23 protein-coding genes are annotated in these 24,032 nt (G+C 64.7%); 5 read left to right on the top strand and 18 right to left on the bottom strand.

The genetic code is table 11. From position 1 onward, the window contains the following. Window positions 1-25: 25 nt before the first annotated feature. Window positions 26-913, bottom strand: a complete 888-nt coding sequence (locus tag C7453_RS06015) for a DMT family transporter (protein WP_114726587.1) — start codon at window positions 911-913, stop codon at window positions 26-28. A 150-nt stretch (window positions 914-1,063) separates the two neighbouring features. Here C7453_RS06015 and C7453_RS06010 point away from each other — a divergent pair, with 150 nt between their 5' ends. The 4 genes from C7453_RS06010 to C7453_RS05995 all read left to right on the top strand — a co-directional run bounded on the left by C7453_RS06010 (window position 1,064) and on the right by C7453_RS05995 (window position 6,395). Beyond that, a complete protein-coding gene (locus C7453_RS06010) occupies window positions 1,064-3,304 on the top strand; it encodes a S9 family peptidase (RefSeq protein WP_114726586.1) in 2,241 nt (746 codons plus the stop codon). Window positions 3,305-3,798: 494 nt separating this feature from the next. After that, complete coding sequence (locus tag C7453_RS06005) at window positions 3,799-4,335, top strand: GNAT family N-acetyltransferase (protein WP_114726585.1); 537 nt, start codon at window positions 3,799-3,801, stop codon at window positions 4,333-4,335. A 17-nt stretch (window positions 4,336-4,352) separates the two neighbouring features. After that, a complete protein-coding gene (gene alkB, locus C7453_RS06000) occupies window positions 4,353-5,024 on the top strand; it encodes a DNA oxidative demethylase AlkB (protein WP_114726584.1) in 672 nt (223 codons plus the stop codon). Window positions 5,025-5,075: 51 nt separating this feature from the next. Further along, window positions 5,076-6,395, top strand: a complete 1,320-nt coding sequence (locus tag C7453_RS05995; RefSeq protein WP_371858482.1) for an Hsp70 family protein — start codon at window positions 5,076-5,078, stop codon at window positions 6,393-6,395. Between the two features lie 220 nt (window positions 6,396-6,615). On the opposite strand, the gene C7453_RS05990 is transcribed toward C7453_RS05995, so the two are convergent. From C7453_RS05990 to C7453_RS05960, 7 genes are all read right to left on the bottom strand, one after another. After that, window positions 6,616-7,368 carry a response regulator transcription factor gene (locus tag C7453_RS05990; protein ID WP_114726701.1) on the bottom strand — a complete coding sequence of 251 codons (753 nt, stop codon included), beginning with the start codon at window positions 7,366-7,368 and terminating at the stop codon, window positions 6,616-6,618. A 642-nt stretch (window positions 7,369-8,010) separates the two neighbouring features. Continuing rightward, window positions 8,011-8,823 (bottom strand): bifunctional hydroxymethylpyrimidine kinase/phosphomethylpyrimidine kinase, encoded by an 813-nt coding sequence (gene thiD / locus C7453_RS05985; RefSeq protein ID WP_114726700.1) that lies wholly within the window; start codon window positions 8,821-8,823, stop codon window positions 8,011-8,013. Window positions 8,824-8,843: 20 nt separating this feature from the next. Next, on the bottom strand, window positions 8,844-10,202 hold the full coding sequence (glmM, locus tag C7453_RS05980; RefSeq protein WP_114726583.1) for a phosphoglucosamine mutase: 1,359 nt from the start codon (window positions 10,200-10,202) through the stop codon (window positions 8,844-8,846). 18 nt (window positions 10,203-10,220) lie between these two features. Next, window positions 10,221-11,276, bottom strand: coding sequence for a dihydropteroate synthase (gene folP / locus C7453_RS05975; RefSeq protein WP_114726582.1), 1,056 nt, complete (start codon window positions 11,274-11,276; stop codon window positions 10,221-10,223). A 107-nt stretch (window positions 11,277-11,383) separates the two neighbouring features. Further along, the gene (gene ftsH / locus C7453_RS05970) at window positions 11,384-13,318 is read right to left on the bottom strand and encodes an ATP-dependent zinc metalloprotease FtsH (protein ID WP_114726699.1); all 1,935 of its coding nucleotides are present in this window, start codon (window positions 13,316-13,318) and stop codon (window positions 11,384-11,386) included. Between the two features lie 198 nt (window positions 13,319-13,516). Then, window positions 13,517-14,809, bottom strand: a complete 1,293-nt coding sequence (tilS, locus tag C7453_RS05965) for a tRNA lysidine(34) synthetase TilS (protein ID WP_245948834.1) — start codon at window positions 14,807-14,809, stop codon at window positions 13,517-13,519. Window positions 14,810-14,826: 17 nt separating this feature from the next. Continuing rightward, window positions 14,827-15,768 carry a tol-pal system YbgF family protein gene (locus C7453_RS05960; RefSeq protein ID WP_245948833.1) on the bottom strand — a complete coding sequence of 314 codons (942 nt, stop codon included), beginning with the start codon at window positions 15,766-15,768 and terminating at the stop codon, window positions 14,827-14,829. 15 nt (window positions 15,769-15,783) lie between these two features. Between C7453_RS05960 and C7453_RS18670 the strand changes: the two genes are divergently transcribed. Continuing rightward, complete coding sequence (locus tag C7453_RS18670) at window positions 15,784-16,005, top strand: hypothetical protein (protein WP_147280865.1); 222 nt, start codon at window positions 15,784-15,786, stop codon at window positions 16,003-16,005. Here C7453_RS18670 and pal read toward each other — a convergent pair. From pal to C7453_RS05910, 10 genes are all read right to left on the bottom strand, one after another. Beyond that, complete coding sequence (gene pal, locus C7453_RS05955; RefSeq protein ID WP_114726580.1) at window positions 15,989-16,465, bottom strand: peptidoglycan-associated lipoprotein Pal; 477 nt, start codon at window positions 16,463-16,465, stop codon at window positions 15,989-15,991. The two genes, C7453_RS18670 and pal, sit on opposite strands and share 17 nt — an antisense overlap. 247 nt (window positions 16,466-16,712) lie before the next feature. Continuing rightward, a complete protein-coding gene (gene tolB, locus C7453_RS05950; RefSeq protein ID WP_114726579.1) occupies window positions 16,713-18,086 on the bottom strand; it encodes a Tol-Pal system beta propeller repeat protein TolB in 1,374 nt (457 codons plus the stop codon). A gap of 44 nt (window positions 18,087-18,130) precedes the next feature. Continuing rightward, window positions 18,131-19,123, bottom strand: a complete 993-nt coding sequence (locus tag C7453_RS05945) for an energy transducer TonB (protein WP_114726578.1) — start codon at window positions 19,121-19,123, stop codon at window positions 18,131-18,133. Window positions 19,124-19,150: 27 nt separating this feature from the next. Beyond that, a complete protein-coding gene (gene tolR, locus C7453_RS05940; RefSeq protein WP_114726577.1) occupies window positions 19,151-19,594 on the bottom strand; it encodes a protein TolR in 444 nt (147 codons plus the stop codon). A gap of 3 nt (window positions 19,595-19,597) precedes the next feature. Continuing rightward, complete coding sequence (gene tolQ / locus C7453_RS05935; protein WP_114726697.1) at window positions 19,598-20,314, bottom strand: protein TolQ; 717 nt, start codon at window positions 20,312-20,314, stop codon at window positions 19,598-19,600. A gap of 189 nt (window positions 20,315-20,503) precedes the next feature. Beyond that, window positions 20,504-20,908, bottom strand: a complete 405-nt coding sequence (locus tag C7453_RS05930; protein WP_114726576.1) for a YbgC/FadM family acyl-CoA thioesterase — start codon at window positions 20,906-20,908, stop codon at window positions 20,504-20,506. Continuing rightward, window positions 20,905-21,951 carry a Holliday junction branch migration DNA helicase RuvB gene (gene ruvB / locus C7453_RS05925; protein ID WP_114726575.1) on the bottom strand — a complete coding sequence of 349 codons (1,047 nt, stop codon included), beginning with the start codon at window positions 21,949-21,951 and terminating at the stop codon, window positions 20,905-20,907. The genes C7453_RS05930 and ruvB overlap by 4 nt, the downstream gene beginning before the upstream one ends. Then, window positions 21,948-22,565 carry a Holliday junction branch migration protein RuvA gene (gene ruvA / locus C7453_RS05920; RefSeq protein ID WP_114726574.1) on the bottom strand — a complete coding sequence of 206 codons (618 nt, stop codon included), beginning with the start codon at window positions 22,563-22,565 and terminating at the stop codon, window positions 21,948-21,950. Before ruvA ends, ruvB begins: the two co-directional genes overlap by 4 nt. Then, entirely contained in the window at window positions 22,562-23,068 is a 507-nt protein-coding gene (ruvC, locus tag C7453_RS05915) for a crossover junction endodeoxyribonuclease RuvC (RefSeq protein WP_114726696.1), read from the bottom strand. The genes ruvA and ruvC overlap by 4 nt, the downstream gene beginning before the upstream one ends. Window positions 23,069-23,079: 11 nt before the next feature. After that, window positions 23,080-23,829 carry a YebC/PmpR family DNA-binding transcriptional regulator gene (locus tag C7453_RS05910; RefSeq protein WP_114726573.1) on the bottom strand — a complete coding sequence of 250 codons (750 nt, stop codon included), beginning with the start codon at window positions 23,827-23,829 and terminating at the stop codon, window positions 23,080-23,082. Window positions 23,830-24,032 lie beyond the last annotated feature (203 nt).

The raw sequence follows: 24,032 nt of genomic DNA, 5'->3' as shown, positions 1-24,032 counted from the left end.
CGCATGTCTTGCAGTGCTTCAAACTCTATTGCCTCACCTGACGGCGCGGACGGCCATAGGTATTGGTCAATGCCACCCCCAATAGGACGATCGCACCCCCTGCGAGGGTACGCACACTGGGAATTTCTCCGGTCAGGATAAATGCCAGCACCAGTGTCGCCGGCGGCAGCAGATACAGAAAGCCCGCTCCACGCGCCGCTCCCATGTGCCCGACCACGAACGCCCAGGCCGCGTAACCGATGGCTGCGGGAAAGATCCCCAGTTCCAGCACCGCCACCCAGCACCGTGCCGGCGCTCCCGGTAGCATTCTCAGCGCCTGGGGCAACCAGGGGCCAAGACAGACTGCCCCCGCGATCAGGATGTAACAGATGCTGGGCACCGCCCCGTAACGCAACACAAGCCTCTTCTGCAACGTGGTATAAGCTGCCCCACAAACCGCTGCCCCAAAAACCAGAGTGGCGCCCGAACCTAAGGAGATGCCCCCAACCTGCCCCTCCGCGATCAGCATCACGCCCGCGAAACTGCATAGCGACCCGGCCCACCCCCAGGCCGACAGCCGTTCGCCCATCACTGCGACCGCAATCAAGGCGGCAATCAGCGGCATCGCGCTGATCAGTAAACTGGCCGCACCGGCCGAAACGGTCATTTCCCCGGTATTGAAGAGGATATTATAAAGCGCGATCCCAATCGCCCCACACGCCAGGATACGCGGCCAATCGCCCCGCGCCGGCAAGGGGGGCCGCACCCACGCCAGCCATCCCCCAGCCAGCATCGCCGCAATGGCATAGCGTGCGGCAGCCAGCGGCACCGGCGGCAGATCATGCAGCGCGATCCGCACAACAGGATAGGCACTGGCCCAGGACAGAATGGCAACGATGACAATCAGCGGCAGGAACCGCGCGACGGTAGACATGCTTCAGGCTTCCCTGCCCGAACACACGGCGGGCACCTCGTGTCATACCGAAACGATCCCGACCAGGCGAGGGGTAAGGTCCCTGGCTTGCGCCCGACGCCCCGTCAATTCATCGTCGGGTACTTTTGTGACATGCAGACGGACTCCCTCATGCTCCCTTTTTCCCTTGGCCCCCGGCCTCGTCACCTGGTGCGGCGCGCAACCCTCTCCCTGCCCGGATTACTGCTGGCTGCTGCGGCACACGCCGCCCCCCTGGGCCAATGCTACGCCGACCTCGCTACCACACGGAATTTCACTCTGGGCCTGCCACGCCATGCGCAGCCCACGCCAGATGGGCAGGCAGTGCTGTTCCTGCGCAGCGGCCCGCGTGACACCACGCTGCATCTCTGGCGTTTCGACCCCGCAAGCGGCACCGAGACCGAACTGGCCCGCCCGACAGCCACCGAATCCCTGTCGGTCGAGGAAAAAGCCCGGCGCGAACGGGCCCGCATGTCGCTCACCGGCATTACCGATTTCACCCTCTCGGATAACGGCCAGACCGCTCTCGTCAGCCAAGCCGACCGCCTGAAGCAAATCGACATTGCAACCGGCAAGGTCTCCGACGTCGCCGGACACGGCTGGATCGCCCCGCGTCTGTCACCGGACGGCACTCATGCCGCGGTGGTGCGCGATAACGACGTCCATGTCGTGACATTGGCCAGCGGACACATCACGCGCCTGACTCACGGGGGCACCGAAACCCTGACCCACGGCCTAGCCGAATTTGCAGCCGCCGAGGAACTGGCCCGGCCGGACGGCCTGTGGTGGTCACCCGACGGACAGACCATTCTCTACGAGGAGGCCGACTCCTCAGGAGTCGAGAAACATTATATCACCGATCCCCAGCACCCGGCCACGCAACCGGTCGAATTCCGCTACCCGCGTGCCGGCACGGCAAACGCACGCATCCGGCTGGGGTTGGTCTCGCGCGACGGCGGCCCCACCCGCTGGGTTCAGTGGGACAGCACCGCCTTTCCCTATCTGGCACGCGCCGTCTGGCCCAAAGGACACGGCCCCCTGACACTGGTGGTGCTGAACCGCGCCCAGACCGAGGAACGGGCTCTACGCGTCGACCCCGCCACCGGCCAGACCACCACCTTGCTGACCGAACGCGACCCCGCCTGGATCAATATCAGCCCCTCCGGCGACGGACGCGGCCGCTCCCTTCCCCGCTGGTTGCCGGACGGCAGCGGATTCCTCTGGGCCGCCGAGCGCAACGGCCATTGGCAACTGGAACTGCGCCACGCCGACGGCACGCTCAATCACGCGATCACGCCCGCCAGCCTGCCCTTCGTTTCGCTGGACGATGTCGACCCCGCAGCCGGCACGGTAACCATCACCGCCAACCCCGACCGGATTCGCACTGCAATCTACCGTCTGCCCCTCCAAGGCGGGGCGCCGGTCCTGCTGACGCCCGAACCCGGGCTGCACGGCGCAATCTTCGCCGATGGCAACCACACGCGCTTCATCGACAGCCTGTCGGGAGCCGACGGTAGCGCCGTCACGACCCTGCGCGACGCCGACGGCCATGTGTTGGCCAGCGTTCCAGCCGTCGCGGAAACGCCCACACTGACGCCTCATATCGAATACACCCGCGCCGGCACCCGCGACATGGACGCCATGATCATCCGCCCGGCGAGTTTCAAGCCGGGACAGCGCTACCCGGTGGTACTGTCGGTCTATGCCGGCCCAGGCTACAAGGAAGTCCTCGATGCACCCCGCCTGAATCTGGAAAACCAGTGCATGGCCGACCACGGATTCATCGTCGTCAGCCTGGACGGTCGCGGCACACCGGGCCGCGACCATGACTGGGAACGGGCTACCAAGAACAACCTGATCGACCTGCCGCTCCAGGACCAGATCGACGGCCTGACCGCCCTCGGCAAACGATACCCGGAACTGGATCTCGATCATGTCGGCGTGCATGGCTGGTCGTTCGGCGGTTATTTCACCGCAATGGCCACCATCCGCCGGCCGGATGTCTTCAAGGCCGGCGTCGCGGGCGCTCCGCCGGCAGACTTTGCCGATTACGACACGGCTTATACCGAACGCTATCTGGGCAAACCGCAGGACGACCCCGACGGTTACCGCGCCAGCAACGTCCTCACCTACGCACAATCCCTGTCCCGTCCGCTGCTGATCATGCACGGCCTGACCGACGATAACGTCTATTTCGAAAATACCATGAAGATGACGCAAGCCTTCATCACCGCTGGCCGCCCCTACAACCTGCTGCTCCTTCCCGGCACCCACATGCTCACCGACCCGATCCTGCGCGCCCATGTCGACGACGCGCGCGAAGCCTTCCTCGCCGCTACCCTGAAGGCACCCGCACCCACCGCGACAAACTGACTTCCCCCCTTTCCTGGCCGGTTCTCAGCCAGGAAAGGAGCAAAGGCCGGGGTTCCACCCAGAGCCCCCCAAAGGCTCTGTTGTCGTTAGATGATGAAGTCAGGGATTCCAACGGCTCCGTGAAAGATCGTGCCTCACCTCCATTGGCTTTCCATTGCCCGTTCCAGCCGATGGAAGGAGAACGCTGAGATGTGTCACCAATAGCGTCTTTAGAAACCATCCAATCGTCACCATTTGTCTAGAGTATTTTCACCGAAAACCGGTTCGATGGAAATGCTATAGTTTATTGTTTTTACTATCATTTTCATTTGTTTGAATGCACGCATTCAAACAGGATCTGCTGTAGGAGCCGGGTCAGAACGGTGTGCGTGCGGCTTCGGCCGCACAGTCCTCATCGACATCCGGCCCCGACTGCCGCAGATTTCCTGTCAAATTGCCATGCCTTCCACCCCAGTACACCGCCGCATCCACCTGAATCAGCCGGATCAGCCAACATGCCTTCCGCCGTCACCATCCGCACCGCGCATGCCCAAGACCTACCCAAGATCACGACAATCTACGCCGACCATGTACTGAACGGTTGCGCCTCGTTCGAAATCGTCCCCCCTGCCGTCGAAGAGATGACACGGCGCATGGAAACGCTCCTGGCCCAGAACTATCCCTATCTGGTGGCCGAAGAGGCAGGATCGGTGATCGGCTACGCCTATGCCGGCCCCTATCATCCGCGGATCGCCTATCGCGACACGGTTGAGGACTCCATCTATCTCGCCCCCCACGCCGCGGGGCGCGGCACCGGCACAACTCTGCTGGGAGCATTGATCGCGGAATGCGTGGCCCGCGGCTTCCGGCAGATGATGGCCCTGGTTGGCGACAGCGCAAATACGCCCTCCATCCGCCTGCATGAGCGCCATGGCTTCCGCACGATCGGTACGCTGCAATCAGTCGGCTACAAACACGGACGCTGGCTGGATGTCGTGCTCCTGCAATGCGCGCTCGGCAACGGAGACCACACCCCCCCCGATCGACCCTGAAACCAGAAAATCCAGACATGCCACCCCGTCCACTAACAACCGCCTCCCTCCCCGGCCTGGACCTCGTGTCCGACGCGCAGGATCGCATGCTGGCTCCGGGCGCCATGCTGCTGGCCGGGCGCGCCCGCGCCACGGCAACCGAATTGATCGCCCTGATCGAAGCCATCGCGCTGGCTGCTCCGTTCCGCCGCATGTCCACGCCCGGCGGCCGCATGATATCCGTCGCCATGACCAATTGCGGCGCCCTGGGCTGGGTCTCCGATGCCAGGGGATATCGCTACACATCCCACGATCCGCTCACGGACCTGCCCTGGCCCGCGATGCCCGCCGCCTTCACCACCCTGGCAGGCAACGCTGCCGCCGAAGCCGGCTATCCTGACTTCACACCCGACGCCTGCCTGATCAACCGCTATGAGTCCGGCACACGGCTCACCCTGCATCAGGACCGCAATGAGCGCGATTTCGGCCAGCCGATCGTCTCGGTCTCGCTGGGCCTACCGGCGATATTCCTCTGGGGTGGCCCCACGCGCACCGACCCGGTCCAGCGCGTGCCGCTGGAACACGGCGACATCGTGGCCTGGGGCGGCCAGGCACGCCTGGCCCATCACGGCATCCGTCCCCTGGCCGACGGTACCCACCCCCTGACCAGCCGAGCCCGACTGAACCTGACCTTCCGACGAGCCGGATAGAACAGCAGGATACGGATGGACATCGCGTTCCACAGCACTTATTCACCCGCGATGATGTCCTCTACCCCCGCGCTCCGCCCCCGTGTCGGCATCGATTTCGGCACAACCAACAGCGTCGTCGTCATCGCAACCCCGGACGGCGAAACCCACACCACGCGCTTTATCTTTCCCGGCCATCCCGAATCCGAGACCTGCCGCACCCTGCTGTGCCTGTGGCAGGAGGAAGAGCGCGGGCGCCTGGCGGTTCATCAGGCCATCGGCGCCGCCGCCGTCGATGCCTATCTGGACGATCCGGCCGAAAGCCGCCTGATCATGTCCATAAAATCCTACCTCGCGCAGACATCGTTCCGCGAAACACGCCTGCTAGGCCGGCGGCTGACGCTGGAAAACCTCGTCGGCTTCTTCGTCGCCGAACTGATGCGCGCCGTCGGCATCGACCCCGCCATGGTCGATGCCACGGTCGGCCGACCTGTACAATTCGCCGGCGAGACTCCTGATGATGCATTCGGCGAACAGCGCCTACGCGACGGCTTCGCCGAAGCCGGCTTCCGCAGCATCGCGGTGGCGCTGGAACCCGAAGCCGCCGGCTGGCGCTTCGCCCGGCGGCTGGACGCGCCGGCCACGATCCTGGTCGGCGATTTCGGTGGCGGCACCAGCGATTTCTCGGTCCTGCGCTTCGACCCAGCAATCGGCCGTGCCGTTCCGCTGGGTCATGCTGGCGTAGGAATCGCAGGCGACCAGTTCGACTACCGGATCATCGACAACGTCGTCTCGCCCGAACTGGGCCGCGACAGCACCTACCGCGTCATGGGGGGCGCCCCTCTGCCGGTGCCGATCGAATGGTACGCCAGCCTGGCGCGCTGGCACCGCCTGTCGCTGATGCGCACGCCGGCCACGCTGCGCGCGATCAGCGACGTGGCACGCACCGCCTCCGAACCCGATCGCCTGCATGCGCTGGCCACCCTGGTCGCCGACCAGCAGGGCCAGGCCCTGTATCGCGCCGTCGGCACCGCCAAGGCCGAACTGTCGCACGCCGACAGTACCACCCTCCGCTTCCATCACAAGGATATCCATATCGACCGCACGATCACACGGTCGGCGTTCGAAGACTGGATCGCCCCCGATCTGGCACAGTTCGATGGCGCGGTGACGACGGCGCTGGAGCGCGCGGGCTTGGGCGAAACCGATATAGACCGGGTGTTTCTCACTGGCGGCACTTCGTTCGTCCCGGCGGTCCGTGCCCTGTTCGCCGCCCGTTTCGGCAACGAGCGAATCGATCGCGGTGGAGAGTTCGTATCGGTCGCCGAAGGGCTGGCCCTGATGCAGGGAAACACCGCGCCTCAGTCCAGCGTCTCCACCACTACCTGCTGAAAAATCCTTTCAGACCTTACCTTCTTTTCACCCGACTTTGATTCAGATCAAGGCCGATGCCCCCGTCCCGTGCCACAAGAAAAGGGCGATGGGGGCATCGCATATCGAATCATCACGCAAACTGCAGGGTCTTCGGACCCTGCTTTTTTTTGCGGCACGCGGAAGCGTCATTGACGCCCCCGTTTATGCCGGTTCATACGTTTTATACCCCCGAGCGTGATCAGATAGCAGCAAGCGACGGCAGATCCTCGGACGATCTTTGCGGCTTCGTCATCGCGGGCGGCAACGGTGTGTCACCATCGGTCTCGTCCCTCAGCATATAACCCTGCCCCCACACGGTCGTAATCACGTCCTTTGCCCCGGCCAGTTGCAATTTCTTCCGCAACTTGCAGATAAAGACATCAATGATCTTCATTTCCGGCTCGTCCATCCCGCCATAGAGATGGTCGAGAAACGCGAACTTGCTCAGTACCGTGCCCCTTCGGAGCATGAGCAGTTCCAGGATCATGTATTCCTTGCCGGTCAGATGGACCAGCCGCCCCTTTACCGTAACCTCGCGGCTGTCCAGAGAAAGCCTGACCACCCCGGCCTGCAGCACCGGCTGGCTGTATCCCTTCGAACGGCGGACGATGGCCTGGATGCGGGCGGCCAATTCCGGCGTATCGTAGGGCCGGGTAATGTAATCGTCCGCTCCCGCTGAAAAGGCCCGGACCTTCGCCTGCGCCCCATTCAGGCTGGACAACGCGACGATGGGTGTATCCAGCCGCGCAGCCCTCGCTGCCCGCAGGACTTCATAGCCGTCAATATCTGGAAGAACCATTTCAAGTAATGCCAGATCATAATCGTAACGGCGGAGCATTTCGACCGCTTCATGCCCGGTCATGGCATGGTCGATCATGTAGCCAACAGAGCGCAATGTGCTGGAAGTACCACGAGCCGCACTCCCATTCCCCTCGACGAGCAAGACACGCATGTTCATCAACCACTGATTGTTTCTGACTACAATTACTACCTATAGGTGTATAATCATCCACAAACAATCCTTTTAGGATGGGTTAGGGTATCAAACCGTCATGATCACGAATATGTTATATCAAGCTGCCAGGAGCATTTCCGATGCCTGCCGGATGGTCTTTTTGACCCCGAAGTCACGAACCGCTATGCCGACTACAATCTCGTCAGGCCCCATCAACAGATCCTGACTTCAAACTGAGGAGATTGTGGCTAAAGCAGATCCTGTTTGAATGTGCGCGTTCAAACAGAAAAATATTCTTTTAAAAACAATAAATTATAGCATTAAATCAAACCGGTTTTCAGTGGAAATACTCGAGGGTCACCGCCCACAAGGCAGTTCCGATGCTCCAAGATCACCGTCAGACGCGCGGTTGGCTCCGCGCCTCTCCTCACGATCCAAGCATTTGACAGCGTCTGTTGTCGTTAAATGCTAACGGCAGTCTCAGGGCTTCCTCCTCAGCCGGCTTTCCACCGGCCATTCCGGCCGACACCTTTTTGCAAACTCCCGCCGACGCCCCCGCCGGATTCGGGGAGATCTCGACTTTTTCACCGCGTTATTGAAATCCAAGACGTTAAAATCAGCACTTTTCCAAACAGCCTTTCAGCCGCCACGAGCACCCCAGGCCGGTTCGACGGTCACGGCATGATTCAGTGGTCCCGCGCCAGCCCCATAACCAGGCGCATTCGCGATGGCGGCCCGCAGATAGCGCCGGGCCCGTTCCACAGCATCCCGCAGGCTCAGGCCCTGCGCCAACCCGGCGGCAATCGCGCTCGCCAGCGTGCAACCAGTCCCATGCGTGTGCCGGGTATGCAGACGGGTATCCGAAAACAGTTTGATGCCCGACGATTCGCACAGCACATCGGTCAGGATATCGCCCTCCAGATGTCCACCCTTCAGCAGCACCGCCCGTGCCCCTGCGCGCCGCAAGGTCTCCGCAGCTCGACTCATCTCGTCCACGGTACGGATCGGATGGCCCACCAGAACTTCCGCTTCGGGCAGGTTGGGCGTCAGCAGGCTCGCCAACGGCACCAGATGTCGCATCAGCGTGTCCACGGCGTCATCCTGCAACAGGCGCGATCCGCCCTTGGCCACCATCACGGGATCCAGCACATACGGAATATCCGGGTAGGCACGCACCTCCGCCGCCACGGCCCGGATCACCTCGCCCCGATCCAGCATGCCGCTCTTGAAGGCATCCACCCCGATATCGTCCAGCACGCAACGCATCTGCGCCGCCACAATATCGGGTGGCACGGGCATGATTCCGCTCACGCCCAGCGTATTCTGCACCGTCAGGGCCGAGACCGCCGTCATGGCGAACCCGCCCAGCGCCGTCACAGCCTTGATATCCGCCTGAATCCCCGCCCCACCACCGGAATCACTGCCGGCAATGACCAGAACGCGGCCCTTCATGATGGCCATGAACGGAATCCCTAAGCCGCTTCCTGCGCGGAACCGATCACCGCGCACATTCCGGCAACCACCCGCTCCACCAGCGCCGGATCTTCAGCCTCCGCCATCACGCGCACCAGCGGTTCGGTCCCGCTTTCACGCAATAGCAGCCGCCCGGCCGTCCCCAGTTCGGCCTCCGCCAGCCGGCGCGCTTCCTCCACTGCGGGCGCATGCAGCGGACTCTTGCCGATGAAGCGCACATTGCGCAGCAATTGCGGAAAGGGCGTGAACACCCGACAGACCTCGCTGGCCGGCCGCCCTTCCTCGACCAGTACCGCCAGAACTTGCAACGCCGCCACCAGCCCGTCACCGGTCGTCGCGAAATCGGACAGCACCATGTGTCCCGACTGCTCGCCTCCCAGATTGACGCCCAGTTCGCGCATGCGCTCAACCACATAGCGGTCTCCCACCGCCGTACGTACCAGTTCCAGCCCCAGCCCTTCCAGGCAGCGCGCCAACCCCATGTTCGACATCACGGTGGCCACGACCTTGTTCGCACTCAGCCTGCCCTGACGGCTCCAGGACCGGGCGATAAGGGCAAGGATCTGGTCCCCGTCGATCAACCGCCCCTGTTCGTCGGCGATCAGCAGCCGGTCGGCATCGCCATCCAGCGCAATGCCGATATCAGCTTCATGCGCCACAACCGCCGCACACAACGCCTCCGGCCGAGTCGAACCGCAACTCTCGTTGATATTCACCCCGTTCGGCTCGCACCCGATCCGGATCACCTCGGCCCCGAGCTCCCACAGCGCGGTCGGCGCCACTCGATAAGCCGCCCCATTGGCACAGTCGATGACGATGCGCAGCCCATCCAGTCGTCGCCCGCGTGGAAAAGACGCCTTGGCATTCTCGATATACCGTCCCGCCGCGTCGTTCAGGCGCGAGGCACGGCCAATCCGCTCGGGCGTCGCCAGCCGGCCCGTCAGGTCGGCACGCATCAGGCTCTCGATCTCGGCCTCGGTCTCGTCGGAGAGCTTGAATCCATCCGGCCCGAACAGCTTGATGCCGTTATCCCCGAACGGATTGTGCGACGCCGAGATCATCACGCCCAGATCGGCGCGCAGCGACCGCGTCAGCATCGCAATCGCGGGCGTCGGCATCGGCCCGGCGAGCGTCACATCCACCCCGGCCGACAGAAAGCCGGATACCAGCGCACATTCGATCATATAGCCGGAGAGCCGCGTATCCTTGCCAACCAGCACCCGATGCCGATGTGTCCCGCGCGTAAAACGCAGGCCGGCGGCCTGTCCCAGCTTCTGGGCCATTTCCACCGTCATCGGGTCCTGATTGGCCGTACCGCGAATCCCGTCGGTGCCGAACAATTTTCTAGTCTTGGTCATCTTCCGGCTATCCCTGGTTCACCGCGCCTGCGTCTTTTCCGGCTTATCGCAGGTCCACAATCCCTGCCAGACCCGCAATGCCTGCACCATGGCAGGAACATTATGCACCCGCAGGATGGTATTACCGAGTTCCAGCCCCGGCAGGCTGCTTGCAACCGTGCCCGGATCGCGGTCCGACGCCACCGGCACGCCCGCCATTTCCCCAAGCACGCGCTTGCGCGAGGTCCCCAGCAGCACGCGGCATCCCAGATTGGCCAGAATCGGCAGGCGCCGGATCATGTCGATATTCTGCGCGGCATCCTTGGCGAATCCGATCCCCGGATCGACGATGATCCGGTCGCGGGCAATACCGGCCGCCACCGCCTCGTCGATCCGTGCGCCCAGTTCGCAGGTCACGTCGACGGCCACATCGTCATAGACGGCGAAATTCTGCATGGTCTGGGGCGTACCGCGCATATGCATCAGCACCACGGGGCAGCCGGCATCGGCCACCACCGCCAGCGCATGCGGATCATGCAGCAGGGCCGAAACATCGTTGATCAACGCCGCCCCCACCCCAAGCGAGGCCGACATGGTACGCGCATTGCGCGTATCGACCGACAGCGCGACATCGGACTGAATCCGCAATTCCGCCAGAACGGGCGCCACGCGCCCCCATTCCTCCGCCGGTGTCACGACGGCCGAACCGGGGCGGGTACTCTCGCCGCCGATATCCAGCAACCCCGCCCCCGCCGTGATCATGGCGATGCCGGCCCGAATCGCAGCCTCTGCCCCGAAATGACGGCCACCATCGCTGAAACTATCGGGGGTGACGTTCAGGATTCCCATCACCTGCGGGCCCGGCGGCAGGTCCGCCGGGGGAAGCGGCGCGGACACCCGCGCCAGCACATCCAGCCAGTCGCCAGGCAGATCCCCCGCACGCACCATCCGGGCCTCATTGCCCTCGATCAGCCGCGCCAAGGTAAAGGCCGCCGGCCCACCAGCCAGCCAGTGAGCCAACCCCGCATCCACCGCCCTGTGGGCATCCCGCCCAAACACCAATCCCGCCGGTTCAAGCAGCCGCAATGCGCCCATCGCGCTTCCACCCCATCATCATGGCATGGCCATAAAACGAAAACAGACGGAGACACCCCCGCCTGTTTTCCACTTCATCCTGCAAACGCAGTGCCCAGACGCCCGCTTCAGCCTGCCGCCGGAGCCGGATCAAGGCCACCTCCGCCCCCCGGAGAGGGCAGCGGGGCGGCCGGCGGCGTCGGCGGAACCGAAGACCGGCGATTTTCCGGCATCGGGTCATCCACCACCACCCGCTCGATCGGCTCACCGCGCAACACCTGGCGGATTTCCTCGCCGGAGAGGGTCTCGTATTCCAGCAGTGCGTTGGCCAGCCGATGCAGGTCGTCCACATGCTCGATCAGCATGGTCCGCGCCCGGGCATACGCACTGTCGATCAGGCGCTTGATCTCGTCGTCGATCTCGCGAACCGTCTCTTCCGACACGTTCTTGTTCTGGGTCACGCTGTGGCCCAGGAACACTTCCTGCCCATTATCGCCGTAAGCGATCATGCCCAGCTTGTCGCTCATGCCCCATTCGGACACCATCCGGCGCGCCAGATCGGTTGCCATCTTGATGTCGCCGGAGGCACCGTTCGACACATTGTCCGCCCCGAAGATGATCTCTTCGGCCGCACGGCCACCCATGGCCAGCGTCAACTCACCCAGGCATTTCGCCCGGCTCTTGGAGTAGCGGTCCCCCTCGGGCAGGCTCATCACCAGACCCAGCGCACGGCCGCGCGGAATAATGGTGGCCTTGTGCACCGGGTCGGCGCCCGGCGTCATAATCGCGACCAGCGCGTGGCCACCTTCATGGAAGGCAGTCATCTTCTTCTCGTCCTCGCTCATGACCAGCGAGCGACGCTCGGCGCCCATCAGCACCTTGTCCTTGGCGTTCTCGAATTCCAGCATCGCGACCGTGCGCTTGCCCATGCGGGCAGCCATCAGCGCAGCCTCGTTCACCAGATTGGCAAGGTCGGCACCCGAGAAGCCCGGCGTGCCACGCGCGATCACCTTGGGGTCGACATCCGACGCCAGCGGAACCTTGCGCATGTGCACGCGCAGGATCTTCTCGCGCCCGACCACGTCGGGATTCGGCACCACCACCTGACGATCGAAGCGACCAGGGCGCAACAGGGCCGGGTCCAGCACATCGGGGCGGTTGGTCGCGGCAATCAGGATCACGCCCTCATTGCTCTCGAACCCGTCCATCTCCACCAGCATCTGGTTCAGCGTCTGTTCGCGCTCGTCATTGCCACCACCTAGGCCGGCGCCGCGATGACGGCCGACAGCGTCGATTTCGTCGATGAAGATGATGCACGGCGCGGCCTTCTTGCCCTGCTCGAACATGTCGCGCACGCGCGACGCACCAACACCGACGAACATCTCGACGAAATCGGAGCCCGAGATGGTGAAGAACGGCACATTGGCCTCGCCGGCAATGGCACGCGCCAGCAGCGTCTTGCCGGTGCCCGGCGGGCCGACCAGCAGCACACCCTTGGGGATCTTGCCGCCCAAGCGGGTGAATTTCTGCGGATCACGCAGAAAATCCACGATCTCCTGCAATTCGCCCTTGGCCTCGTCGATGCCCGCGACGTCTTCAAAGGTCACGCGACCCTGCTTTTCCGTCAGCATCTTGGCGCGCGACTTGCCGAAGCCCATGGCCCGGCCGCCACCCGCCTGCATCTGGCGCATGATGAAGATCCAGGCGCCGAACATCAGCAGAATCGGGGCGTAGTTGATCAGATAGCGCAGGAACGGATTGGAATCGCTGTCCTGCGGCTTCGCCATCACCTCCACGCCTTTTTCCGTCAGGCGCGGGATCAGCGTCGGATCCTGGGGGGTATAGGTCTCGAACGACGTGCCGTCCGTCAGCGTGCCGGAGATGTTATGATCCTGCACGACGACCGAGCGCACGCGGCCATTATTCACATCTCCGATGAAATCGGAATATGCGAGTTGCTGCGCCGCATGCTGCGTACTTCCAGGCTGGAAGACGTTGAACAGCAGCAGTAGCAGTACGATAATGATTACCCAGAGGGCCAGGTTCCGGCCAAAATTGTTCATCTTGCCCATTGTTCCATACGCTTGACGCCACCCGGATTCCCCCCTGGTGCCGAAACACGCAGGTAAGGCTTCCTTCTGACCGGCAGCCAGACGCCTTCTCTTCCTCGATTTAGTCATACATAGGCCCTTCGTGGGACATTCACACCCCCACCGGGGTCTTTATTGCCTCCGGGGCGCGAAAATCCGCCTGCCGATCGGTCAACTGCCCCCCACAAACCGCGCCGCCTCGGCCGCCACCGCACCGCGCATCAGCGTCAGGCGCACTCCGGAAAGGGCGGGGTCATGACAGATCCCCATCGTCGGAACGCCTACCACTCTTCCGGCACGGAACAGGGCCGGCAGGGTGCGCAGCGCACGGGCAGGCCACGGCGTCCTCCAGTCGGCAGGCGCCATCCATCGTCCCGACGGTCCGGCAGCTCCCAGCATCACACCCCGCAGATCGACCCCAGGCGGCGCCGACAGCACGAAACGCCCATCCCACACACAGCCCACCTCCGCCGGCACCGGCGCCTGCATCGCCGCCTCCTCGCGCAACAGCAGCCAGCGTAACCCCGCCCGGCGCAAGGCCGCGCTCGCCTCGACCAGACAGGCCCCCGCCAACGAGACAGGGCGCGGATTCGCACACAACGCCGCCACCGCCCGCGAGGGCGGTAGATAATCCCGCCCCGACACCGCACGCAGCAGAAAGGCCATGGTGCGTGGGCAGGCCGGGTCCTCCGCCAGCGCTACCCAACCGCCCTCGGCAACCGTCACCCTCCGGGCCAACCGCAACGCCTGCCCGGCATCACGCGCCATACGCGCAGCCCCTGCCTGTCCTGCCTCCGAACAAAGCCGCGACACAGCCGGCGCATCGGCAGAAAGCCCGGCACGCAGACGGGCACGCTCGGCGCGCAGGTCCGCATTCGAAGGGTCTTCCACCCATTCAAGCCCCGCGCACCGCAATGTGCCACGCAAGATCGCCGGTTCGATGTCACGTAACGGGCGCACCAGACGCAAATCCCCGGTAAACGTCACCGCGCCCATGCCCGCCAGACCGTCCGGCCCGCTGCCGGCACGCCGCCGGATCAGCACGGTTTCCGCCTGATCGCCCGCATGATGGCCCAGCAGCAGATCGACGATCCCGGCCCGGCGACATGCGGCCGACAACGCCGCATAGCGGGCGCGCCGCGCGCGGTCTGCTACGCCCGGGCCGGAACGCAGCCCCTCCAACACAAGAATCTCGGCAGGAATCCCCAGGCGGGCCAGACGATCGCGCGTCAGGCGCGCCTCGGCGGCCGCCGCCGGCCGCAACCCGTGATCCACGATGAAAGCACGCACCGCACGCCGCCACCGTCCCGCGAGATAGGCAAGACACAGGCTGTCCGCCCCGCCCGATACCGCGATGCCCATTTCGGGCATATCCACCCCATCGGGCAACCACGGCCCCAGTTCCGCCATGATGGCGGCAAAGCGTCCGTCATCCAGCACCCCGACGGAGCGACCACCAGTCAAACCAGCATCAAAGCCGGTCAGTGGCATCCCGCGCGGGTGCGATAGGCCGTCTCCGCCGTCTTGACGCGCGGCGCTGGCGACGGAAACTCGCTCTTCAGCTTGGCCAGGGCCTGGCACGCCGAATTCTTGTCCCCCATTGCGAGCAGCGACGCCGTCACCCCCAGCAATGCATCCGGAGCCCGGCCCGAACGCGGCGAGCGGTTATAGGTATCGTAATAGGCTACGGCCGACTGGCGATACTGCTTCTGCCCGGCCAGCGACTGCGCCAGCAGGAATTGCGCATCGATCTGCAACGGTCCCTTCGGGCCGGCCAGCACCTGCTTGGCAGCATTTTGGGCCCCGGCATAATCGCCACGCATCAGGGCGGCATTGCCGTCCTTCAGCACAATGTCAGGCGTGCGCTTGGCCGGGGGCGCGGCCTCTCCTCCGGTGCCGTCGGTCTCAGCGGAGGCATCGGGCACCGCCGATGCCGCGGGCCTGGGCGACGGATGGCCGCCATTCTGCATCGCGAAATTCATGTCGTCGATCTGCTTCGCCAGGGTCGCATTCTGCTGCTGCACCTGGTTGGTCAGTTGATCGAGCTGCCCGCGCATATCGCGCACCTGCTGCTCCAGGGTCATCACCCGGTCCAGCAACTGGGCCGTCAGGTCGCCACCGGCCGCCGACGACCCGCCATTGCCACTCCGGCTCCCCCCGTCGGCCATGGGCGGCGGAAGGATGCCACCACCCTGCCCACCAGGCACCGCCGACTGCATCTGTGAAAGCTGCTGGCGCAGATCCATGATCTGGTTCTGCAACGCGATCCCTTCGCGACTCGTCATCTGCTCGGTGTCCTGCGCCTGCACCGCCAGGGGCGACAGGCCGGCCAGCAACGTCAGGATCACCAGCCCCTTCGCGCGCGGCGGCAGGCTCCCACGATGTCGAAACGGCGAAAAAGAGCGGAAGGCAACAAACCGCATGATATGGATGTCTCCATGAACGCACCACCGCCGGCCCGGACCAATGCCGAGCACCGGAGGTCACAAACACCTTCTTATGCACGCGTGCTCCAAAGCCGTGAAGAGATCACGCACCCAGACCACGAAGAAGAGACCGTGCGTCACGCCGGCAAAAAAAAAGCCGGCCAGGTCAATACCTGGCCGGCTTCCTTCAGCCGAACGACTGCGTCGGCCGGTTCGCTCAGCGAACCGACGTGATGCTGTTACGGTTCTGCGCCCAGGCTTCCTCGTCGTCACCCGTCGCGGTCGGACGATCCTTGCCGTAGGAAATCGTCGTGATGCGCGAGGCGGCAACGCCCTTGGCCACCAGGTAATCGCGCGCCGCGTTGGCACGACGCTCGCCCAGGGCGATGTTGTACTCTTCGGTGCCACGATCGTCACAGTTGCCGGCGAGTTGCACGGTAACCTGCGGATACTTCGCCAGCCAGGCAGCCTGGCGGTCCAGAGTCGCCTGCGCTTCGCTGGACAGGTTGTTCTTGTTCAGTTCGAAGAAGACGCGATCGCCAACATTGGCGACCAGATCGGCTTCGCTGCCCGGCGTCACGCCAGTCGTCTGAGCGGCGGCACCGGTACCGGTCGTGGCGCCCTTGTTCGTATCATCCGAGCACGCCGCGAGAAACACGGCCATGCCAAGCGCACCAAGAAGCTTCAGTCTCATTGGTTTTAGATCCTGAGATCGGTTCCCGCACGGAACCATATGATTAAGTTGCCGGTAAGCGTTATCTGGTTCCGACACTCGTTTTGTTCCGTCAACAACCCACCGACAGAACTATGCGAACCGTGGAGCCCACTCGCCCGTTACCGCCAGACATGACAGACCGTCAAGATGCCCGTAACACATGCCGGGCATCTTGTTTTGTACATCGGCCTGAAAAGCACAGTAACGTGTCTTTTCAGGCACTTTTTTAGCCGTTCAGCGGTGACCAGGCCGGATCTGACGACATGCCAACGGCCGGAATCGACCGTTCATGAAAGCCGGTAATATCGATCGTGCCGATCGAGGACGAGAACCCGGCCCCTCCGGACCCCGCCGCCGTCTGGCGGCAGAAAGCCAGTACCCGGCCATTAGGGCAGAAAGTCGGGGTATCCACGGTAAAGCCCTGGGTCAGTATCCGCTCGCCGGTACCATCAGGTGCCATCACGCCCAGCGAGAAGCTGCCGTTCGCAATGCGGGTAAAGGCGATCAGGTCGCCACGCGGCGACCAGACCGGCGAGCCGTATGTCCCGTTCCCATAGGAAACCCGCTTCGCACCGCCACCACTCGCGCTCATGATGTAAAGCTGCGGCGTACCCCCGCGATCCGAGTTGAAGACGATCTGCGACCCGTCCGGGCTGTAGCAGGGGCTGGTATCGATGGCGCCGGAGCTGGTGAGCTGCCGCTTGGCGCGTGAGGCCAGGTCCACCGTATAAATGTCCGATCCCCCTCCACGCGTAACGGACATCACGACCGTCCGCCCATCAGGGGCAAAGCGCGGTGCAAACGAGATCCCGTCGAAATCACCCAGCAATTGCTGCCGCCCGGTCGCCAGGTTCAGCACATACACGCGCGGCCGGTTGTTGGCATAGGACATGAAGGCCAACTGTTCGCTGACCGGGCTGAAACGCGGGGTCAGGGTCAGCCACTGGCCGCCGGAGAGGTAATGGCTGTTGGCACCGTCCTGGTCCATGATCGCAAGCCGGGTGATCTGGTGCGCACGCGGGCCGGAGCGGGCGATATAAGCGATTCGCGAGTTGAAATACCCCTTCTCGCCCAGCAGCCGCTCATAGATCACATCGGCGATGATATGGGCGATCTTGCGCGCATCCCCGGCCCCCGCGGTGTAGGCGGTGCCCTGGATCTGCTGCCCGGTCAGCACGTCCCACAGCCGGAACTCGACGCGCAGCCCACCGCTGCCCGTGGTCGCGGTGCCGCTGACCAGCGCCCGCGCACCCAGCGATTTATATGTGCCGAAATCCGGCACCCCCACCGGCAGCGCGCCATTGATGGGCGAGAACAGGCCGCAATTGCCCAGATCGCCCGAAATCACACTGCTCACCAGTTGCCCGGTATCGCCGCCCAGCACCGGAATGACGATCGGAATCGGCGCAGTGCGCGCCTGGTCCACCGTAATTTCCGCATCGCCCGACGCGCCGGGCGCCGCCTGGGCCGGGGCGGATAACGGCATGGTCAGAACACCGGCAGCCACACAACCGGTCCCAAGCAAGGCCCGACGGCCGAAATAGGTCGCCAGCACCGAGGCCTCGGCATCGGAAATCAGCGGAAGTTCATTCGAACGCATGGTCTTCTCCTCGAAGGCACCGACCGGGCAGCGCCTGGGCTGCCTCACGGACGGAAAACGAATTTAAGCTGCTGGGTCTGCCCCAGCATCGCCTTGGGTATGGGCAATTGCGCGCAGGTGGGGCTCAGCACCGCTGCCCGTGCCCGCTCGGCCAAAGCGCGATAGGACGAATCCCCCGCCATCCGCGCCTGGGTCTCGGGCGCGAACTGCACGATGCGGGCCATGCCCGTACCATCCACCGTCACCACCAGATGGGCGACGAACTGCGCATAGTCCTTCGCCGCCGTATCCTCGGTATAGCAACGGCGCACGGCATTCCCGATCGCCTTCTGCTGGGCCGAACTCAGCGCGCTGGTAATGTCGCCATCGGGCGCACCACCACCATCGGGCGCGCCACCCTGCACCGGATTGGCCCGCGCCTTCGGCGGATGGGTCTGCTTCTGGTCCGCTCGGAACGCATCCAGCGTCGCCAAAAGCGAATGGGAGTCCGGCACCGCCTTCTTCGCCTCGTTCGGCTGCGTGATGTGCGAGAATTGCTGCATCTTCGGCAGGGGCGCGGGCTCGGGCTGCGGCGACGGCGGCGCCGTCTCATGCGAGGGCACGGGCGGCGACGGCAGGGTCGGCGGCGCCGGGACGGCATCGGGCGACGGCTGCTGCACCTTGGGCGGCACCGGGGTGTCGGGCAGCTTCTGCGGAGGCGTCTCCGGCGGTGGAGGAATCGGCGGCGGCGGAGGCGGCGGCGGTGGAGCCTCCTCGTTCGGCGCCTTCACCGGCGGCGTGGGGGCCGGCGGGGCATCCTGCGGCACTGGGGCCGGAGCCGGCGCGGGCTTGGGCGCCGGCTTGTCGGCCTTGTGCGGCGTGCCGCCGCTATCCGACGGCGCAAACTCCATCTCGATGGTCGGCGGCGGCGGAGGCTCGGGCGGCACGGGCACATGCAAGCCCAGCAGCATGACCGTCAGCAGCACCATATGCGCAACGCCCGATACGACGATCGATCGCCGCATCAGCTTGCGTTCGGAACGACGCGGCGGAACCACGACGGCGGCTCTCCTACCCGATGGCGGTCAGGGCGCGCCGCCGCCCGAAGGCGGCTGCTGGGCCAGAAGGGCGACATGGGTGAAGCCGCCGGACGTGATACGGCCCATGACCTCCATCACGCGCCCATAATCGATATGCGAATCGCCACGCACGAAGATGCGATGCGACGGATCGTTCTGGGCAGCCGCACGCAACTGGTCCAGCAACTGGTCCGCCGACACCGGATTGTCGCCCAGATACAGCGACCCGTCACTGCGGATGGATACTGTGATGGGCTTGGTATCGGCATTGACCGGCGCCGCGTCGGTCTTCGGCAGGTCGACATTCACGCCGCTGGTCATCATCGGTGCCGTCACCATGAAGATGATCAGCAGCACCAGCATGACGTCGACCAGCGGGGTAACGTTGATGTCCGACATCGGGCGGCGACGCCCGCGGCGGCCGCCCCCTCCACCGAGGGAAACGCCCATGATTCAGCCCCTTTCTTCGGACTGGCGGGACAGGATCGCGGCGAATTCGGTGCCGAACGCCGCCATCCGGTCCTCGAACAGGGCCAGACTGTTGCTGATGACGTTATAGGCGATCACCGCCGGAATGGCGGTCACAAGGCCGATGGCGGTGGCGAACAGCGCCTCGGAAATACCGGGTGCCACCACGGCCAGATTGGTGTTGTGCATCGCCGCGATCGACCCGAACGCATGCATGATGCCCCACACCGTGCCGAACAGACCGATGAACGGCGCCACCGGCCCGATCGTGGCCAGGAAGATCATCCAGCGGCCCAGCCGCTCCATCTCGCGCGTGATGGTGATGTTCATGGCGCGGTCCACGCGCTCCTTCACCCCGCCGCGCGCCAGGTCGATGCCGGCGATACGCGCCGAGCGGCGCCATTCGCCCATCGCGGCGCCGAACACGGCCGCCATCGGATGCAGCGGCTTGGCGCCGTCGGATTCATACAGGTCGTCCAGGCTGCCGCCCGACCAGAACTTGTCCTCGAACGCCGACGCTTCGCGATTGACGCGACGCAAGGTCACGATCTTGTCGAAGATGATACCCCACACGACGATGCTGCTGACCGCCAGGCCGATCATCACCAGTTTGACGATGATCGCCGCGTGCAGAAACAAACTCCACAGCGACAGGTCGGACGCCGCCGCGCCCAGATTCGCCGCGTTAACCGCTTGGTCCAAAAACGCCTCCTGCACCTTCCGCACGCAGCTTCAGCACCGCATCCCGACGCCGAGTCGGAGCAGTCCGACACTGCTTTCCATACTGTTCCTTATAGGCTTCCAGAAGAAAGCAGAAGCACCCCTACGGCGGGACACATACGCCGCGCGGAAAAATTTTCTTCCGGACAGAAACGCGGGAAACGCCTCGCCCTAATCCAGCAATCCGGTCAGAAGATCACGCCATAAAGGCGGAAATCGGGCAGCCCGGCCATCGGCGGCCCGTACGCAAGCCAGTCGCACGTCCAGATGCGCGCAACATTTGCCTTCCAGCAGGAATTCCTGCTCCAGCCGGCAACTGGCCGGCCCCTGCTCGATCAGCCGGGTCGTCACGGTCACGACATCGTCAAGCCGCAGCGGCCGCTTGTAGTCGATGGTCGCGCGATGAATGACGAAGGCCAGCCCATATTCCTCAAGCAGCGAAAACGCCGAACGGCCCAGCCCGCGAATCGCCTCGGTCCGCGCCCGCTCGGCAAAGGCGAAATAGCGGGCATGATAGACAACACCCCCCGCGTCGGTATCTTCGTAATAGACGCGAAACGGGATGCTATGCTTCATCCGTCCTCTCCCTGCAAAAGATCGCCCTGGTCGGGCTGACGGGCCGGAGGCTGCAGCCCCAGATGGCGCCACCCGCGCTCGCCCAGCATCCGCCCGCGGCTGGTCCGCAGCACCAGCCCTTCCTGGATCAGATAGGGCTCCACCACATCTTCCAGTGTATCGCGCGCTTCGGCCAATGCCGCCGCCAGCGTCTCCACGCCCACCGGGCCGCCATGATGAAAGTCGGCGATCCGGCGCAGATAGCGCCGATCCATCGCATCCAGCCCCAGCGAATCGACTTCCAGCCGCGAAAGGGCCGCATCGGCCATCGCCCGATCCACCGGACCCGGCCGCGCGACGGAGGCGAAATCGCGCACCCGCCGCAGCAGTCGCCCGGCGATACGCGGCGTCCCGCGCGATCGGCGGGCGATTTCCTCCGCCCCCTCCGGCGTCAGATCGAATTGCAGCTTCCGCGCGCCGCGCGAGACGATCTGCCGCAATTCCTCGGCCGTGTAGAACACCAGCCGCAGCGGAATCCCGAAGCGGTCGCGCAACGGCGTGGCCAGCAGCCCGGCCCGCGTGGTCGCCGCCACCAGGGTGAAGGGTGAAAGGTCGATCCGCACCGATCGCGCGGCCGGCCCCTCGCCGATAATCAGATCGAGCTGAAAATCCTCCATCGCCGGATACAGGACTTCCTCGATCGCCGGTTGCAGGCGATGGATTTCATCGATGAACAGCACATCACGCGGCTGCAGATTGGTCAGGATCGCCGCCAGATCCCCCGCGCGCTGGATCACCGGCCCCGAAGTGGCGCGAAACCCCACGCCGAGTTCGCGCGCCACGATCTGCGCCAGCGTCGTCTTGCCCAGCCCCGGCGGCCCATGCAGCAGCACATGGTCCATCGCCTCGCCCCGCGCGCGGGCGGCGGCGATAAAGATCGCCAGATTCTCGCGGCTGGCCTTCTGGCCCGTAAAATCCTCAAGCGTCTGCGGCCGCAGACCGGCCTCGCCCGCGTCCTCGTCCATGCGTCCCGGATCGACCGCGCGAGGGGACAGATCGCTCATCGCGCCAGTTCCCGCAGGCTTTCACGGATCACCACGTCCAGATCACCTTCCTGCCCGGCACCGGCTTCCTTCAGCCGTACCAGAATCCGCGCCACCACCGGCTGCGCCTCGGCCCGGCGGAAACCCAGCCCCGCCAGCGCCAGCAGCACATCGCCCTCGACCCCGGCCGAGGCAGGTGCCACCGGCAGCACGATACCCGCGCCCACAGGCAGCTTGCCCGCCTTGTCACGCAGTTCGGACAGAATCCGCTCGGCCAGCCGCGCACCCACGCCCGAAACCCGTGTCAGCCCCGCCTTGTCCGCCGCCGCGATGGTTGCCGCCACATCGGCGGGCGAAAGCGCGGAGAGTATCGCCAGCGCCAGCTTGGCCCCCACCCCCTGCACCGTCGTCAGCAGCCTGAACCAGTCCCGCTCCGCCGCATCGGCAAAACCGTAGAGGAGGAAGGCATCCTCGCGCACCACGGTCTCGACCAGCACGCGAGAGACTTCAGGAGGCGTCGGCAGCACGGAAAGCGTGCGGGTCGAAGCGTGAACCAGATAGCCCACACCATGCACATCGATCACGCAGCGATCAGCCTCGATCTGTCCCACCAGCCCGGTCAGTTGCGCGATCATGCCGTGCGCGTCCCCGCCGCCACGCGCAGGGCGCTGGCACGATGGTGCGCGTGGCAGATCGCCACCGCCAGCGCGTCCGAAGCATCGGCCCGCTTGATCGTCGCCGTGGGCAGAAGACGGCGCACCATCATCTCCACCTGCTCCTTGCTGGCGGCACCGGTGCCGACCACCGCCCGCTTCACCGCCATGGCACCGTATTCGGAAACCGCGATTCCAGCCAGCGCCGGCACCAGCAACGCAACCCCGCGCGCATAGCCCAGCTTCAGCGTCGAGGACCCGTTGCGGTTGACATAGGTTTCCTCCACCGCCGCCTCGGCCGGTTCAAACCGATGCACCAGGTCCATCAACCCGTCATGCAGGCAGCGCAGCCGGTCGGGCACCGCCGAGTCCCCATCGGTCGCGATCACGCCGTCGGCGACGTGGCTCAGGCGGTTGCCCGCCACGTCGATCACGCCCCAGCCGGTAAAGCGCAGGCCCGGATCAATGCCCAGCAGCCGGACCACCGACATCCCGGTCAGGCCGACAGCTTCTCGGCCACGTCGTCCGGCAGGTCGAAATTGGCGTAGACGGCCTGCACGTCGTCGCTTTCGTCCAGCACGTCGATCAGCTTCAGCACGGTGCGCGCCTTTTCTTCGTCCAGCGTCACGACGGTCCCGGGACGCCAGTCGAATTTCGCGCTCGCCGGCTCGCCGAAGCGCGTCTCCAATGCATCACGCACCGCAAAGAACGATTCCACCGGGCAGGTCACCTCGTGCCCTTCGGCAGTGCTCTCCACATTCTCGGCGCCGGCTTCGATCGCCGCCTCCAGCATCTCGTCCTCGCTGGCGACACTGGCGGGATAGGTGATCACGCCCAACCGGGTGAACATGAACGACACCGAATTGGTCTCGCCAAGCGACCCGCCATATTTCGAGAACGCAGCCCGCACGTCCGATGCCGTGCGGTTGCGGTTGTCGGTCAGCGCCTCGACGATCACGGCCACGCCCGCCGGGCCGTAGCCCTCGTAGCGCACTTCCACATAATCGTCGCCGCCGCCGGCACCCGTCGCCTTCTTGATCGCGCGCTCGACCGTGTCTTTCGGCATATTGACCTCACGCGCCGCCGAAATCGCGGCGCGCAGGCGCGGATTGCTCGCAGGGTCAGGCAAGCCCGAACGCGCCGCCACGGTAATCTCGCGGATCACCTTGGCAAACTGCCGGGCCCGGCGCGCGTCCTGCGCGCCCTTGCGATGCATGATGTTCTTGAATTGCGAATGACCCGCCATCGTCCGTCTTCTCTAACTCTTCATCAAATCGTCAAATCTTCATTCATCGCCACCCCACCCGGCCGCCCGGAGGCTGGCCGGAAATGTGGGCTGGTGAGCGAGAGCGGCCCGAAGGGTCGCGTCCGTCGTGTGTTTCCGAGCACCGAAGCGGAGCGGCCTTATGGGCCGTGAGCATCGGAGCACAGGAAACGCGCGCCGGATCG

The sequence above is a fragment of the Gluconacetobacter liquefaciens genome (assembly GCF_003350405.1).
GTDB lineage: Bacteria > Pseudomonadota > Alphaproteobacteria > Acetobacterales > Acetobacteraceae > Gluconacetobacter > Gluconacetobacter liquefaciens.
Note: the sequence above shows the minus strand (reverse complement) of the source record. Positions and strands in the feature narration are given on the sequence as shown.

Excerpts from the sequence above, each read along its gene's own strand:
- C7453_RS06015 (WP_114726587.1), bottom strand. The coding sequence starts at position 913 with ATGTCTACCGTCGCGCGGTTCCTGCCGCTGATTGTCATCGTTGCCATT.
- C7453_RS06010 (WP_114726586.1), top strand. The coding sequence starts at position 1,064 with ATGCTCCCTTTTTCCCTTGGCCCCCGGCCTCGTCACCTGGTGCGGCGC.
- C7453_RS06005 (WP_114726585.1), top strand. The coding sequence starts at position 3,799 with ATGCCTTCCGCCGTCACCATCCGCACCGCGCATGCCCAAGACCTACCC.
- alkB (WP_114726584.1), top strand. The coding sequence starts at position 4,353 with ATGCCACCCCGTCCACTAACAACCGCCTCCCTCCCCGGCCTGGACCTC.
- C7453_RS05995 (WP_371858482.1), top strand. The coding sequence starts at position 5,076 with ATGATGTCCTCTACCCCCGCGCTCCGCCCCCGTGTCGGCATCGATTTC.
- C7453_RS05990 (WP_114726701.1), bottom strand. The coding sequence starts at position 7,368 with ATGCGTGTCTTGCTCGTCGAGGGGAATGGGAGTGCGGCTCGTGGTACT.
- thiD (WP_114726700.1), bottom strand. The coding sequence starts at position 8,823 with ATGAAGGGCCGCGTTCTGGTCATTGCCGGCAGTGATTCCGGTGGTGGG.
- glmM (WP_114726583.1), bottom strand. The coding sequence starts at position 10,202 with ATGACCAAGACTAGAAAATTGTTCGGCACCGACGGGATTCGCGGTACG.
- folP (WP_114726582.1), bottom strand. The coding sequence starts at position 11,276 with ATGGGCGCATTGCGGCTGCTTGAACCGGCGGGATTGGTGTTTGGGCGG.
- ftsH (WP_114726699.1), bottom strand. The coding sequence starts at position 13,318 with ATGAACAATTTTGGCCGGAACCTGGCCCTCTGGGTAATCATTATCGTA.
- C7453_RS05960 (WP_245948833.1), bottom strand. The coding sequence starts at position 15,768 with ATGCGGTTTGTTGCCTTCCGCTCTTTTTCGCCGTTTCGACATCGTGGG.
- C7453_RS18670 (WP_147280865.1), top strand. The coding sequence starts at position 15,784 with ATGAACGCACCACCGCCGGCCCGGACCAATGCCGAGCACCGGAGGTCA.
- pal (WP_114726580.1), bottom strand. The coding sequence starts at position 16,465 with ATGAGACTGAAGCTTCTTGGTGCGCTTGGCATGGCCGTGTTTCTCGCG.
- tolB (WP_114726579.1), bottom strand. The coding sequence starts at position 18,086 with ATGCGTTCGAATGAACTTCCGCTGATTTCCGATGCCGAGGCCTCGGTG.
- tolR (WP_114726577.1), bottom strand. The coding sequence starts at position 19,594 with ATGGGCGTTTCCCTCGGTGGAGGGGGCGGCCGCCGCGGGCGTCGCCGC.
- C7453_RS05930 (WP_114726576.1), bottom strand. The coding sequence starts at position 20,908 with ATGAAGCATAGCATCCCGTTTCGCGTCTATTACGAAGATACCGACGCG.
- ruvB (WP_114726575.1), bottom strand. The coding sequence starts at position 21,951 with ATGAGCGATCTGTCCCCTCGCGCGGTCGATCCGGGACGCATGGACGAG.
- ruvA (WP_114726574.1), bottom strand. The coding sequence starts at position 22,565 with ATGATCGCGCAACTGACCGGGCTGGTGGGACAGATCGAGGCTGATCGC.
- C7453_RS05910 (WP_114726573.1), bottom strand. The coding sequence starts at position 23,829 with ATGGCGGGTCATTCGCAATTCAAGAACATCATGCATCGCAAGGGCGCG.